Genomic DNA, 13956 nt, shown 5'->3' on the forward strand with positions numbered 1-13956 from the left:
CATAATCTTGTTTTCGACTATTCAGGATCTCAGCGTTCTGGTCTCCATTGCCGTCTTCGTGGCGGCGGTGGCACTGTTCCTGTTCGGTTCCCTCGTCTTTTTGCCGGCGCTGCAGACGCGAAAGCTGGTCGCACAAAGCCTGATGGCCGAAGGTATTGCCGATCGCCGTTCGCTCGTTGGACAGGAACAGCTTGCCAGGATCTCGGCGCAGCGGCCAGTGGACGCATATTTTCGATCGATCGAAAAGGAGCGGGACCAGCCCAGCGCCTTGGACGCGAAGCTGTTCCGCGCCGGCTTCTATCAGCCAAGCGCTCCGCTCATCTATACGTTGTCGCGGCTTGGCGCGGTCTGTGCCGGGTTTCTGGCTGTCTATGCGCTCCTGACCCGGGTGCTCCCGCCTTCCTTGCCCGGTTTCATGAGCTTTGCCGGAGCTGGCTTGTTCGGGCTCGCCTGCCTCGTGGTTCCAAGCGTCATGCTCGATCGCTTCGAGAAAGGACAAAAGCAGGTCTACCGCCGCGGTTTTCCCGATTTCATGGACATGATGATAACCTGTGCCGACGCCGGTATGAGCCTGGAGGCTGCGGTCGAGCGCGTGAGCCAGGAACTGGCCGGCACCCACAAATGGCTAGGCATTCAACTGTCAATCATGACGCTGCAATTGCGGGCCGGCAAGCCGTTGCGCGAAGCACTGCGCGAACTCGCTGACCGCGTCGGTCTTGACGAGGCGCGGGCTTTGGCAGTGCTGTTTCGGCAATCGGAAGAACTCGGTACTAGCCTGACCGACGCTTTGCGCGTCTATAGTGACGAGATGCGCAGCCAGAGAATTCTGAGTGCCGAAGAGCGTGCCAATTCTTTGCCGGTCAAAATGATGATCCCATTGGGCCTTTGCATTTTCCCGGTGGTGATGATGGTGCTCATGTTACCGGTGATCATTCGCATGAGGGGCGTTTTCTTCTAGACGATCATGTGCTTTGGTCGAAATAGAGAGTCGGAGGACTCTTGGGGGACAAAATAATGCGGCCAATGCGCCTTGCAGCCATAGCCAGTCTGCTGCTTATAGTGCTTTCCGGCTGTCAGACGGCAGGTAGCGACGGCGTCGTCCGTACCAATGAGCCATCGAAAGGCGACGTGACAGCCTTTGGCGATGCCTTCGACGGGCTGAAGACGGTCAGCGACGTCGAATACTATGCTTCGGACCAGGCTGTTGCCGAAGCCAAGAACCAGTTCCGAGCGGAAAACTACGGCAATGCCGGCGCTCTGTTCTACAAGGCGACGCAACTGGCGCCCAATGATGGTGTGGCCTGGTTGGGTCTGGCCGCCTGCAGCGATCGCATCCGCCGCTTCGACCTCTCCGACCGGGCCTACGCACGAGCCTTCAAGCTGGTCGGCGGGACGCCCGAATATTACAACAATGTCGGCTATTCCTATCTGCTGCGCGGCAAGCTGCAGGACGCGCGCAGCAATTTCCTCAAAGCCTATGAACTGGCGCCCAACGACCCGACCGTGGCCAACAATCTGAAGCTGCTGTCGTCCAGCGTGAAGAATCTCGAGCGGTAGAGCGCCGGCATGCTGCTCGCCGCTTCGCTGCTGCTGAAGGCGCTTGCCATCCCTCTGCTCGCAAGGATCGCCTGGCTCGACTTCACCACCCAGAAGATATCCAACCAGAATGTGCTGCTGCTGCTTTGCCTGGGTTTGGGCTCGCTGCAGCTCCTGTCGGTTCAATCCGGGTCGTGGTGGGACATGGGCTTGAGCGCGCTTGCCGGCCTTTTGTTGTTTGTTGCGCTGTTCCCGTTCTGGGCGCTGCGCAAGGTCGGGGCCGGCGATGTCAAGCTGATGGCGGTGGTGCCGCTTCTGATCGGCGGCAGCGGCCTCCTTGTGCTTTCCGTGCTGCTGCTGGTCTTCGCGCTGGCCACGGCGTTGATCGTGAAAAATCCGTTCATGCTGCCGGCGGGCGCCTTCCGCCTCTATGTCCAGCACCTGGACCGCAAGGGTGTTGTGCCGTTTGGCGTGCCGATCTCGCTCGCGGCGATCTGCACGATAGCGTTTCAGATTTACGTCGTCTTATTGTCCCAGCCCGGCCCGGCGATCTGACCAGACCGAAATTGCCGCAACGGCTTTGGCTATAGGCTTCGCAGGCCGCAGATATCGTTTTTACGTTAGCAGTTCGAAAACGATGATCGTGTAGAGAGACGGGTCGGTGGTTAAATGAACCTTCCCAGGAGGGCATAGATTTGGCACTTCATCTTTCAGCGGATGCTCCGGCCGCCGTGGCGGCGGCGCCACAAAAATATCTTTTTGGCCCGATCGCCGACTTTCTCCTGCTTGGCGGGAGCGCGTTTTTGATTTTGCCGATCTTGTTTTTGGTGCCTCTCGAGTACGAAGGTCTTGTGGCGGCAACAATGCTCTTGGTGGCGCATCTGATAAACCATCCGCACTTTGCCCACTCGTATCAAATTTTCTATCGTAATTTTGGGCGGAAGGTGCGCGGCGACGGATATGACAAGAATCTCCAGGTCCGTTACATCTTCGCGGGCATTGTCGTCCCGCTGATCATGGGCGGTTTCTTTGCCTACGGTTCAATAGCGGAGAATGCCCGCCTGCTGGGATATGCAAGCAATGCGATGGCGTTTTTCGTGGGCTGGCACTATGTCAAGCAAGGCTACGGCATGCTGATGGTGGACGCCGTGCTGAAGCGCAAGTTCTTCAACGAACAAGACAAGAAAGTGCTGCTGTTCAACGGCTATGCCGTATGGCTGTTCGCATGGCTCCAGACAAACGCGGTGATCACCGAAAGGCGTTTCTGGGGCTTGGACTACTACACATTTGCCGCCCCTTCATGGGTCACCAATATTGCTGCATTGGCCGCCGCTGCTTCTACGGCGGCCACGGTTGTGATGTTCATCAATCGCTGGCGCAAGCATGGTGGCACGCTACCGTACAACGGGATCGTCGCGTATGTCGTGAGCCTGTATGCCTGGATTCTGTTTGTGAAAATAAACCCGCTCTGGCTGCTTGTGGTGCCGGCGCTCCATTCCTTGCAGTACCTGGCGGTGGTCTGGCGTTATCAGACCAATGTCGAGCGCGACCGTTCAGATGCTGTTTTAGCCCCCGAGTTCAAGATCCTCTCCATTGTCGGCCCGATGTATAGGCTGCGGGTGCTGGGATTCATCATCATTGGTGGAATTCTTGGAATTCTCGGTTTCTGGTTGGTCCCGATCGCGTTGTCTGCTTTGGTTCCCTATAACAAAGAGGTGCTCGGCTCGTCGCTGTTCCTCTTCATCGCGTGGATATTCATCAACGTGCACCACTATTTTCTGGACAACGTCATGTGGCGACGAGGCAATCCAGAGGTGTCAAAATACCTGTTCCGCTAAATTAAAAATCGACGCGGGGCGTGTCCGGTATCTGGTGCTCGAACTGCAGCCAGAAGGGCGATCCCCGGGTTTCGGCATACCAGTGCTCGAAACCGGCCAGGGCCTTGGGAACGTTGTTGGCGGATTCCTCCTCGTCCGGAGCCCGGAACATCGCCAGCACCACCTGACCGAAACGCGCAATCACCTCCGAACGCGCCTCGCTGTCGGAATTCCAGCCCAGTCGCGTGCGCAGCGTGGCGAAGGCGCTAGCGACGGCTATCTCCTCGCTTTCGGCCGATGCCATGGCCGCGGCGATCGCCTGCATGAGATTGAGCCGCCTGAAGGCGAAGGCGCGCTCTTGTTCGAGCGCCGCGATCCGGGCCGCAGCGTCGCGCCGGAAGCGGCTTTCGGCGACCTTGGCGGCCTCGGCCGCTGTCTTGAGTTCAACGAGAAAGCGGGTTGTCACCGTCATCGCGCCTTTGCGAGAGTGGCGGAAGAGAGTGGGAGTCGAACCCACCAAGGACCGGCTCGCGGCCCCTCCCGGATTTGAAGTCCGGACGCCCCACCGGGGACGATGCTCCTCCAGAAGCTTCCGCTATTGCCGGCTCGCTATCGGCCGGTGAGCGAAACAGATCCCGTCTATGCCTGTTGACGAGCCGCAGGTCGCCGCGTCGCAGCGTGACGCCATGCCTATCGAGAAATTCAAGGATCTGGATGGCAAGTTTGCGTCCGCTGCCAGCACGATCGCGAAATTGGGCGGCGTTAAACCGCCCGCCCGGTTCGGCCGCCGTCAGCTGATCGACGATTTCGACAATCTCGGCCAATGCCGCGTGCAGGAAGAAACGATCATGGGCAACTTCGTACACCTTCCCGATACGGCCGGCCAGTTTCAGGATCCGGCGGATTTCCGTTTCCGGCTTCGCCAACGTACCGGCGATATCGCGGACCCTCGGCGGATGATTTCGCGTCGAGCCGCCGATGAGCGGCTCGATTTGCAGCCACATCGCTTCGTCCTGCGGTGTCAGACGGACTTCATGGCCGGGCAGCCGCACCCAGGCGCCGTCAAGGGCAAGCTTGCCCGCACGCGACAGGATTCGCAGAGCGGCTGCAAACATCGGCGCTGGAAGTCGCGGATCGAGCTGAAGGCGCAATCTCTCCATGCCGATGCCCGGCAGATCCGGATTGTCCGCGTGAAAGGTCTTCAAATTCGCGGCCAGGCCGAGTCTGAATTGCATCCAGTGCGCCTGCGAAAGAACGAACTGCGTTTTTCCGGGGGGGATGCGGACCAGTTCGAGGCTGTCGACCAGTCTCTGCGTCTCGTCGCTGCCGAGCGCCCGGTCGCGCGCGAAAGCGCCAAGGTCAAGGTAATGGGGCAACGCGTCGAGCAGTGCGGCGACAGCCGCCTCGGGGTCCGGGACGGCATATGCTTCAAGCTGGACAAGCCGTTCCGGCGTGCGGCGCCTCCGGCTGGGCGCCCTCAGATCGATCAGGCGTCCGCCGCCGATGGTCCGCTGCGCCGAGGTGTCGCGCACCACATAGGCGTCGCCCGCGGCAGCCGCGATGGGATTGTCCAGCACCAATTGAACCTTGGCGATGCCGCCGGGCCTGACCGGTTGGTCACCGAGAAGCACGATCCTTGCGCCAACCTCGGCCGCGGCGTGGTGGAGGCGTACCGGGAACCACTGGCCGATCGGCCTGGGCTCTCCTGGCAAGACGCGCAGCCTTGCGTCGATCCGGTCTGTCGGCGCGTGAAGTTCAGGGTCGAGTATGACGTCGCCGCGCCGGATTGCCTCCTTGCCGATGCCTTCACCGGCCAGGTTGAGCGCGCAGCGGTCTCCCGCCCGTCCACGCTCAGCCGGCCGGTTCTGGGCGTGGACCGAGCGGACGCGCGCCGCCAGGCCCGTCGGGCTGACGACAATTTGGTCGCCGATGCCGACCGATCCTGAGAGGACCGTGCCGGTCACGACAGTGCCGGTGCCGTGCAGCGTGAAGCATCGGTCGACCGCCAATCTGAAGCGCCCAGAGGACGCGCGGCCGGCAAAGCGAGACGCCTCCCCGAACAAGAAATCCCGCAGATCGTCGATACCGTCACCGCTGACGACCGAGGTGGGGATTATGTCTGCTTCGGCGAGTGCCGTATCGGCAAGCGCGGCGCGGATATCCGTCTGAACGGCGGCGGACCGTGCGGGGGCCATCAAGTCGGATTTGGTGAGCACGACGGCGCCGCGCCTGATACCGAGCAGATCGATGATCGCCAGATGCTCGCGCGTCTGCGGCATCACGCCGTCGTCGGCGGCAATGACCAGCAGCACGAAATCGATGCCGCTGGCGCCGGCGAGCATCGTATGCACGAACCGTTCGTGCCCCGGGACATCGATGAAACCGATGACGTCCCCGCTCGGCGCCGGCAGGTAGGCAAAGCCGAGGTCGATCGTCATGCCCCGCGTCTTTTCCTCCTGCAGGCGGTCGGTGTCGACGCCGGTCAGCGCGCGCACCAGCGCGGTCTTGCCGTGATCGACATGACCCGCCGTGCCGACGATCATGATCCGCCCCCCGTCAATGAAGTCGCTGCACGACGTTCGGCCTCGGCGGTCTCGTCAGGGGCGAGGCGGGCACGCGCGGCCGGCAGATACCGTTCGGCGAGCGCGCTGCCTGCTGCGCTCGCACGCAGGAGCCAGGCATATGCCTCGACCGCGTCGGCCGCCACACCCGCTCCCAGATGGCAGGCGGCGCCGAGCATGGCCTGTCCGTCCGCATCGCCGCGCAAGGCGGCACGGCGCCACCAGCGAACCGCCTCAGTGGGATCGCGGGGCACGCCGAGCGCATTGTGATGGAGCATGCCGATCCGCGTCATGGCCGACGCTATTCCCTGCTCGGCGGCGGCAGTCGCCCAGCGCCGCGCCTCGGCGGGGTCGGGCTCGACCACATCGCCTTCGAGCAGCATCCAGCTCAGCATGTCCTGCGCCGGTCCGTCGCCCTGTTCCGCGGCCGCTCGGTAGATCTCGGCTGCGCGGCCGTAGTCCTGCGCGACGCCCTCGCCGCGGAAATAGAGCGACGCCAGGTTCCGCTGCCCGACGGCGTCACCGGTCTCGGCGGAGAGCGCCAGCCAGCGGAAGGCGAGGTCGCGGTCCCGCTCGACGCCAAGCCCTTCCGCAAAGCAGGCGCCGATATTGTTTTGCGCTCGCGCGACGCCAGCATGAGCCAGCGGCTCCCATATGCCCAGGGCCGCCGCATAGTCACCGCGCCTGGCCGCTTCCAAGGCCCTTGCCAGGCGTTCGGCGACCGGCACGTCGTCCGGCCGGGGCACGTCGGCCGGCCGCCGTGCGAGGCTCTCAAACCAGCGCATCGGCCCCTCCCGGATAGAAGCCGGCGAGGTTTGCACAAAAGCCCGCTTCGTCTTCGAGGCAGCGCAGGTCAAGCACAAGCGCCCGGTTCTCGATGCGCCCGATCACCGGAATGCGCAGTCCGCGCAATGCCGCCGCAAGCGCTCCCAGCGCGTTGCCGCCGCCGGACTTTACCCGCACGACGAGACCGGCGCTGGGTATCGTCTCAAGCGGCAGGGCGCCCGATCCGACCTGACTGCGGCATTCCACTGTCTTCACGGCGAAAGCCTCACCCAGGGTATCGGCAATCACGGGCGCTAGGCGCTCTGCCTGGGCTGCGATCTCGGCCGAGGGACGCGCCAGCAGCCTCAGCGTCGGCAATCTCTCCGCCAGGCGATCAGGGTCGCGGTAGAGCCTCAACGTCGCCTCCAGCGCGGCGAGCCGAAGCTTGTCGACTCGGAGCGCCCGCTTCATCGGGTTGCGGCCGATCGCGGCGAGCAGCGCTTTGCTGCCGACGATGAAGCCGGCCTGGGGCCCGCCGAGCAGCTTGTCGCCGGAAAAGGTGACCAGATCCGCGCCGTCGGCAATCGCCTCGCGAACGGTCGGCTCATGCTTGAGGCCATAAGCGGCAAGATCGAAAAGCGTGCCGGAGCCGAGGTCGTGGACAACGGGCACGCCCTGCGCCCTGGCAATGGAAGCCAGCTCGCGCGCGCCCACCTCAGCCGTGAACCCCTCGACGCGGTAGTTCGAGGTGTGCACCTTGAGGATCAGTCCGGTCTCCTGGCTGATCGCCGCGACATAGTCCTTCGGATGGGTGCGGTTGGTGGTTCCGACCTCGACAACCTTGGCGCCGGCGCGGGCCATGATCTCGGGCATCCGGAACGAGCCGCCGATCTCGATCAACTCGCCGCGCGAGACGATCGCCTCGCGGCCGAGAGCCAGCGTGTTGAGGGCAAGAAGGACAGCCGCCGCGTTGTTGTTGACCACGGTTGCGTCTTCCGCACCCGTCAGTTCGCAAACGAGCGAACGCAGATGATCGTCCCTCTCGCCGCGCTTTCCCGTATCGAGATCGAATTCGAGGGCGACCGCTTCACGCATCGCAGCGCGTACTGCCTCGATCGCCTCCTCGGCGAGTGGCGCCCGGCCGAGATTGGTGTGCAGCACGGTGCCTGTCAGGTTGAAGACCGGGCGCAGGGAAGGGCGCTCGGCCGCCTTGAGCTGGGCCACGGCGTCGGCGGCGACATCGCTGGCCTGCGGCACTGCGGCTCCGCCGCGGCAGGCCTCCCGCGCCGCGGCAAGTGCCGTGCGGACAGCCGCCGTCGCGACTTGCCGGCCAAAGCGCTGGATCGACGTGGACCCGAGCGGCGTCTTCAGTACCTGATCGACCGATGGAAGCTCGCGCAGGCGACGTGCAGGCAAAGCGGTCATCGCGTCCTCAGTGGCCGACAAGGAATGGGTTGAACGATCCGCGGCGGTAGCCGCTCTCGCGGACGAGCAGGTCCAAGCCGAGCGTCGCCACGTCGTCGGCAACCGGGTCGAGGGCAGGGTCCTTGTGCTGATGCAGGATTTTCACATAGCAGCCGCATGAATCGCAGGTCTCGGCCTTTACGGTGCCGGGTCCCCCTTCGATTTCCAGATAGCCTATCCCCTTGGTCGAGCCGCACAGGGTGCATTTGATGCGCACATAGTTCCAGAGTGTCCCGCAGAGCGAGCATGCACAGAACCTTGCCCCGTGGGAGCCATGCCAGCCGACGATCATCGAGGACACCGGCGGCCCGCCGCAGACGGGACAGGCGCCGTTCCCCACCGGAACCAGCGTCGAGGCGTCGAGGCAAGCGGCGAGACGCGCGAAATGAAGCTGCAGCGCCGCCGCGACGTAAACATGCTCGGCTAATGCGTCAGCCGCGATCGCATCGGCGAGCACGTTGCGCATCATGAAACCGCGTTCCGGAGGCGCGGCCAGCTTCAGCCGGTCGAGCGCATCCGCCGCGGCCCGAGGCTTCTCGATGGCCGAAGCCGCCAGTATCAGGCGGTCGAGCGTCTCGACGAGCGCCTCGGAGGCGAACCTGTCACGAGCGAGCGGAGGCATTCCGAAAGCGTGCGCCCGTTCGCGCGCCTCCGTTTCCGGCAGATCCGGATCGGATAGGCCGTCCTGTATGCCGTGCTGGACATCGGCGAGAGCAGCGAGGAAGCGGAGATACGGACCGAGCTCATGGGTTTCGGCCAGTGCATTCAGTCTCTGGGTCCGCCGAACGAACAGACGCGCCGGGTCGGGCAGGCGGACGAAAGGCGGCGCCGAGACTTCACCGATGGCGGTGGGATCGATATCTGACGGAGCGATCTGCCTTGGCATATTCACCTCACGAACCACACGGGCCACGTGGTTGGCTGATTGACCCCGCTCATTCGGCGGGCTTCGATCCCGATCTTCCGCCCGGTTTCGTAACAAGTTCCCGCAACCATTTGCGATGATGCCGCCAGGCCCAGCCGCCCGTCACCGAACCGCGTATCATGGCGGGAATCGTGCCTCGAACCCATAGGGCCGAATAGAAGTGGATGATCCAGACGCCGATTATCGCGACCGCCGCGATTGCATGAATGAGGAGCGCCACCCGCTGTTGACCGACCGTCGTGTAGGCGGAGAAATACTGATCCCAGACGACCAGACCACTCGATATCAGGATAACGATCAGGATCGACATTGCCCAGAACACGAATTTCTGGCCGGCATTATACTTGCCGACTTCCGGCACGTTCTCCTCGTGATTGGCCAGCACGTCGCGAAAGCGTGCGAGCCAGGTCCCATCTTCGCGCTTCCACAGGTTCGCTTTCCAGAACCGGATGAAAAGCCCGAAGAAGCTGAAGAACAGAACGACGCCGATCCACGGATGTATGAAGCGCGTGAACTGGCCGCCACCGAACAGACCTGACAGAAAGAAAAGGCTCGGGTGAAACAGCGCGAGGCCGGAGAGGGCAAGCAGGATCAAGCTCGCCGCCGTAATCCAGTGATTGATCCGCGCGCCCACCGTGTACCGGTCCACCGTGACGGGCTTGCCCGGATGGACTATCTTGTCGGGTTCGACATCATGCGCTGTCATGGCGCTCATTCCGCACTAGCCGCTCGGCGTTCTCCTCATCCGTGTCCGAAACCCTGTTCGGCCCCATGACGAGATGGTGGAGCAGGCCGACGCCGGCCGCGACGCCAAGCACGGTCAGGCCGGCATATTTGGTGATGCCCTTCCACGCTTCCACGAGAGGACTGATCCTCGGCTCCTTCGGCAGGCCGGAATAGAGTTCCGGCTGATCGGCATGGTGCAGCACGTACATCACGTGCGTTCCGCCGACACCTGGCGGATCGTAGAGGCCGGCATTGGCATAGCCGCGCGCCTTGAGGTCGGTGATGCGGCCCTCGGCATGCTGCTTCATCTCTTCCTTGGTGCCGAAGACGATCGCCTGGGTCGGACAGGCCTTGGCGCAGGCTGGGCCCTGGCCGACGGCGACGCGGTCCGAGCAGAGCGTGCATTTGTAGGCCGTATGGTCGACGAGGGAAATGCGCGGGATGTCGAAGGGGCACCCCTTGATACAGTAGCCGCAGCCGATGCAGTTCTCATGGACGAAATCGACGATGCCGTTGGAATATTGAACGATAGCGCCGGGTGCCGGACAGGCCTTGAGGCAGCCCGGGTCTTCGCAGTGCATGCAGCCATCCTTGCGGATCAGCCATTCGAGGTTTTTCGTCTCCGGGTTCTCCCACTCGCTGAAGCGCATCAGCGTGAACATGTCCGGCGTCAGGTCGGGCGGATTCTCGTAGACGCCGGCGTTGACGCCGACCGCCGGATGCGTGTCGTTCCACTCGATGCAGGCCGTCTGGCAGGCCTTGCAGCCGATGCATTTCGAGACGTCGATGAGCTTGGCGACCTCCGTGAGGCGCTCGGCCGGCGCGGGCACCGTCGAGGCGGAACGGCGGACGAGGTCCTTCTCCGAAAAGCGTGGCGTCACGTCCGTTACCGAAGGATTGGCAATTGGAGGAAACATTTGCCGACTCCCTATGCCACCGGCCCGGAAACGGGCTCGATATTGACCAGAAACGCCTTGTATTCGGGCGTCTCGATGTTGGCGTCGCCGACATAGGGCGTCAGCATGTTCGGGCCGAAGCCCTTCTTTGCCGCTCCGGTGAAGCCCCAGTGCAGTGGAATGCCGACGATGTGGACGGTCTTGCCGTCACAGGTCAGCGGCTTGATCCGCTTGGTTACCACCGCCTTCGCCGTGACCGAGCCGCGCTTTGACCAAACGCGCACCCAACCGCCTTTGGCGATACCCTTTTCGGCCGCCAGCTGGTCCGATATCTCCACGAAGAACTCCGGCTGCATCACGGCGTTGACGACGACGTGCTTGGTCCAGAAGTGGAAATGCTCGGTCAGGCGGTAGGAGGTCGCCGCATAGGGGAACTCCGCCGAGGCCGGCTCGGCGAACTGCCTGAAATCCCCTTCGAATACCCGAGCTGCCGGGTTGCCCCGAACGTTGGGCGCGACCGGATTGACGATGGGTGATTCGAACGGCTCGTAATGCGCCGGGAACGGTCCGTCTCGCATCATGCCCCTGGTGAACAGGCGCGACACGCCTTCCGGATTCATGATGAAGGGGCCGACCTCGCCGGGCTTCGCTGTCGGCGCGATGTCCGGGACGTCATAACCCGACCATTTCGCGCCGTCCCATTCGATCACCTTGCGGTCGGGATCCCAAGCCTTCCCGTTCAGATCGGCCGAAGCTCTGTTGTAGAGGATGCGGCGATTGGCAGGCCATGAGAACGCCCATTTCAGGTAGGCGCCCGTCTCGTCGGGATCGTCAGTGTCCCGGCGGGCCATGTTGTTGCCCTTCTCGTTGAAGCAGCCGGAATAGATCCAGCAGCCGCAGGATGTGGAGCCGTCGTCGCGCAGCGCGGCGAAGCCCGGCAAGAGTTTTCCGGCCTCGGCAAGCACCTTGGTCGGATCGACCGAGTCCGTCACCGTCGCGAGCGCCCGGCCGTTGATCTCCTGGGCTATTTCCTCGGCCGTCGGATCGCCCGGATCGGCATAGGGCCAATGGAGATTGACGATCGGATCGGGAAAGGCACCGCCTTCCTTGCGATAGAGTTCCTTCAGGCGAAGATGTATCTGCGCCATGATCCAGGTGTCGCGCTTGGCCTCGCCCGGCGGTGTGCCGCCGGCCCAGTGCCACTGCAGCCAGCGCCCCGAATTGGTGAGCGAGCCATCGTCTTCGGCAAAGCACGTCGACGGCAGTTCGATCACTTCGGTCTGAATTGTCGACGGATCGACGTCGTTGTGCGCGCCGTGGTTCTCCCAGAACCGCGCCGTCTCGGTAGCCAATGGATCCATGACGACCAGGAGCTTTAGCTTGGAGAGCGCGGCCGTGATCTTCTGCTTGTTGGGGAACGACTGCAGCGGGTTGAAGCCCTGGCAGAGATACAGGTTCATCTTGCCCTGGTGCATCATCTCGAAGGCGCGCAGTACGTCGTAACCCGGCACGTCCAGCTTCGGCAGGTAGTCGTAGGCGAAGTCGTTTTCCGCCGTTGCCGCCGAGCCGTACATGGCCTTCTGGAAACTGACGAAGAATTTCCTGTAGTTCTGCCAGTAGCTCATCTGGTTCGGCCTGAGCGGCTTGAAGCCGCGCGTCGACATATAGGCGGTGAAGTCCGGTTCCTTCTCGTTGGGCAGCGTCAGATAGCCGGGGATCAGGTTCGACATCAGCCCGATATCGGTCAGCCCCTGGATGTTGGAATGGCCGCGCAGCGCGTTCATGCCGCCGCCGCGAATGCCGATATTGCCGAGAATGAGCTGCAGCATCGCCATGGCGCGGATATTTTGCGAGCCCTTGGAGTGCTGCGTCCAGCCGAGCGCGTACATCGAGGTCATCGCCTTGGTCGGCGACGAGCACTCCGCCACCATCTCGGCCACTTTCAGGAACTTGTCCTTCGGCGTGCCGCAGATGCGCTCGACCATTTCCGGCGTGTAGACCGCGACATGGTTCTTCAGCAGGTTCCAGACGCAGCGAGGATTTGCCAGCGTGTCATCGACGACGGCGAAACCGTCCTCGCCGATCTCGTAGTCCCAGCTTGACTTGTCGTAGTCGCGCTTCGCCTCGTCGTAGCCGGAAAACAGGCCATCCTGGTAGGTGAAGCCCGCCTTGACGACATAGGCGGCGTTGGTGAACGCCTTCACATACTCCCGCTGCACCTTGTCGTTTTCGATGCAATAGTTGATCAGCCCGAGCAGGAACGCGATGTCCGTGCCTTGACGGATCGGTGCATAGAGATCCGACACCGAGGCCGAGCGCGTGTAGCGCGGGTCAACCACGATGAGCTTGGCGCCACGGTTGGCCTTCGCCTCGGTGACCCATTTGAAGCCGCAAGGGTGCGCCTCGGCGGCATTGCCGCCCATGATCACGACAAGATCGGTATTCCTGATGTCGGTCCAGGAATTCGTCATTGCTCCGCGGCCGAATGTTGGGGCGAGACTCGCCACCGTCGGGCCGTGTCAGACACGCGCCTGATTGTCGAACACCAGCATGCCCGTGCTGCGGACCACCTTGTAGGTCTCGAACGCGGTTTCATTGGTCGTGGCCGAAGCGGCGAGGAAGCCGGTGGTTATCCATCGGTTGACCGTCACGCCGTCATTGTTCGTCGCGACGAAGTTCTGGTCGCGATCGTCCTTCATCAGGCGGGCGATGCGGTCGAGCGCGTCTTCCCACGTTGTCGGCTCGAACTTGTCCGTCCCGGGCTTGCGGATCATCGGCTGTTGCAAGCGGGTTGGGGCCTTGACGAAGCCGAGCAGGGCAGAGCCCTTGGGGCACAAGGTGCCGCGGTTGGTCGGATGATCGGTATCGCCCTCGATATGGGTGATTTCGGCCTGTTCGCCCTTTCTGAGATCGCCCTTTGAATAGAGGATAACACCGCACGCAACCGAGCAATATGGGCAGGTGTTGCGTGTCTCGGTGGTGTTGGCGAGCTTGAAGGATCGTATCGCCGCAGCATGTGCGGCTTCTATATCGCCGAAGCCGAGGGCTCCAAGCGTAGTACCGGCGAGACCCGCGCCTGCCGTCTGCAGGAACGCGCGCCGTGAAAGTTCGATGGTCATTTGAACGTCCTCCCGAAGCGGATGCTCCGAAGGGCATCCCGAACCAAGGGTACGAATGCATTTTGAGCCAAAACGAGACAATGTCAAACAAAGCGAAGTGTGCGTTGCACCATGGTCGTCCGACTGCTCCTGCATTTCATACCGAAT

The 13956-nt window shown here is 62.8% G+C and carries 11 protein-coding genes, 1 tRNA gene and 1 pseudogene; 4 read left to right on the forward strand and 9 right to left on the reverse strand.

From position 1 onward, the window contains the following. The first annotated feature begins 7 nt into the window (after positions 1 to 7). The 4 genes from AC0NID_RS15090 to AC0NID_RS15105 all read left to right on the forward strand — a co-directional run bounded on the left by AC0NID_RS15090 (position 8) and on the right by AC0NID_RS15105 (position 3374). Positions 8 to 958: a type II secretion system F family protein gene (locus AC0NID_RS15090; protein ID WP_473453988.1), complete on the forward strand. Its 951-nt coding sequence runs from the start codon at positions 8 to 10 to the stop codon at positions 956 to 958. Positions 959 to 1014: 56 nt separating this feature from the next. Next, positions 1015 to 1557 carry a tetratricopeptide repeat protein gene (locus tag AC0NID_RS15095; RefSeq protein ID WP_473453986.1) on the forward strand — a complete coding sequence of 181 codons (543 nt, stop codon included), beginning with the start codon at positions 1015 to 1017 and terminating at the stop codon, positions 1555 to 1557. A 9-nt stretch (positions 1558 to 1566) separates the two neighbouring features. Then, positions 1567 to 2091: a prepilin peptidase gene (locus tag AC0NID_RS15100; protein WP_473453984.1), complete on the forward strand. Its 525-nt coding sequence runs from the start codon at positions 1567 to 1569 to the stop codon at positions 2089 to 2091. Positions 2092 to 2231: 140 nt separating this feature from the next. Then, positions 2232 to 3374 carry a hypothetical protein gene (locus AC0NID_RS15105; RefSeq protein WP_473453982.1) on the forward strand — a complete coding sequence of 381 codons (1143 nt, stop codon included), beginning with the start codon at positions 2232 to 2234 and terminating at the stop codon, positions 3372 to 3374. Between the two features lies 1 nt (position 3375). Here the strand turns inward: AC0NID_RS15105 and AC0NID_RS15110 are convergent, their stop codons facing one another. From AC0NID_RS15110 to fdnG, 9 genes and pseudogenes are all read right to left on the reverse strand, one after another. Then, the gene (locus AC0NID_RS15110) at positions 3376 to 3825 is read right to left on the reverse strand and encodes a hypothetical protein (RefSeq protein ID WP_473453981.1); all 450 of its coding nucleotides are present in this window, start codon (positions 3823 to 3825) and stop codon (positions 3376 to 3378) included. Positions 3826 to 3841: 16 nt separating this feature from the next. Then, positions 3842 to 3937 (reverse strand) — tRNA-Sec (locus AC0NID_RS15115). A 126-nt stretch (positions 3938 to 4063) separates the two neighbouring features. After that, positions 4064 to 5896: pseudogene (selB, locus tag AC0NID_RS15120) on the reverse strand (selenocysteine-specific translation elongation factor); the annotation flags it as partial. After that, positions 5893 to 6699 (reverse strand): tetratricopeptide repeat protein, encoded by an 807-nt coding sequence (locus AC0NID_RS15125; RefSeq protein WP_473453980.1) that lies wholly within the window; start codon positions 6697 to 6699, stop codon positions 5893 to 5895. The gene AC0NID_RS15125 and the pseudogene selB, both read right to left, overlap by 4 nt. After that, positions 6686 to 8104 carry an L-seryl-tRNA(Sec) selenium transferase gene (gene selA, locus AC0NID_RS15130; RefSeq protein WP_473453978.1) on the reverse strand — a complete coding sequence of 473 codons (1419 nt, stop codon included), beginning with the start codon at positions 8102 to 8104 and terminating at the stop codon, positions 6686 to 6688. Before selA ends, AC0NID_RS15125 begins: the two co-directional genes overlap by 14 nt. Before the next feature lie 7 nt (positions 8105 to 8111). Further along, positions 8112 to 9029: a formate dehydrogenase accessory protein FdhE gene (fdhE, locus tag AC0NID_RS15135; protein ID WP_473453976.1), complete on the reverse strand. Its 918-nt coding sequence runs from the start codon at positions 9027 to 9029 to the stop codon at positions 8112 to 8114. Between the two features lie 49 nt (positions 9030 to 9078). Further along, a complete protein-coding gene (locus AC0NID_RS15140) occupies positions 9079 to 9783 on the reverse strand; it encodes a formate dehydrogenase subunit gamma (protein WP_473453975.1) in 705 nt (234 codons plus the stop codon). After that, positions 9761 to 10711: a formate dehydrogenase subunit beta gene (fdxH, locus tag AC0NID_RS15145; protein WP_473453973.1), complete on the reverse strand. Its 951-nt coding sequence runs from the start codon at positions 10709 to 10711 to the stop codon at positions 9761 to 9763. Before fdxH ends, AC0NID_RS15140 begins: the two co-directional genes overlap by 23 nt. Positions 10712 to 10722: 11 nt before the next feature. Then, positions 10723 to 13809 (reverse strand): formate dehydrogenase-N subunit alpha, encoded by a 3087-nt coding sequence (gene fdnG / locus AC0NID_RS15150; RefSeq protein WP_473453971.1) that lies wholly within the window; start codon positions 13807 to 13809, stop codon positions 10723 to 10725. Between the last annotated feature and the right edge of the window lie 147 nt (positions 13810 to 13956).

It is taken from the genome of Mesorhizobium sp. WSM4821, from assembly GCF_055901555.1.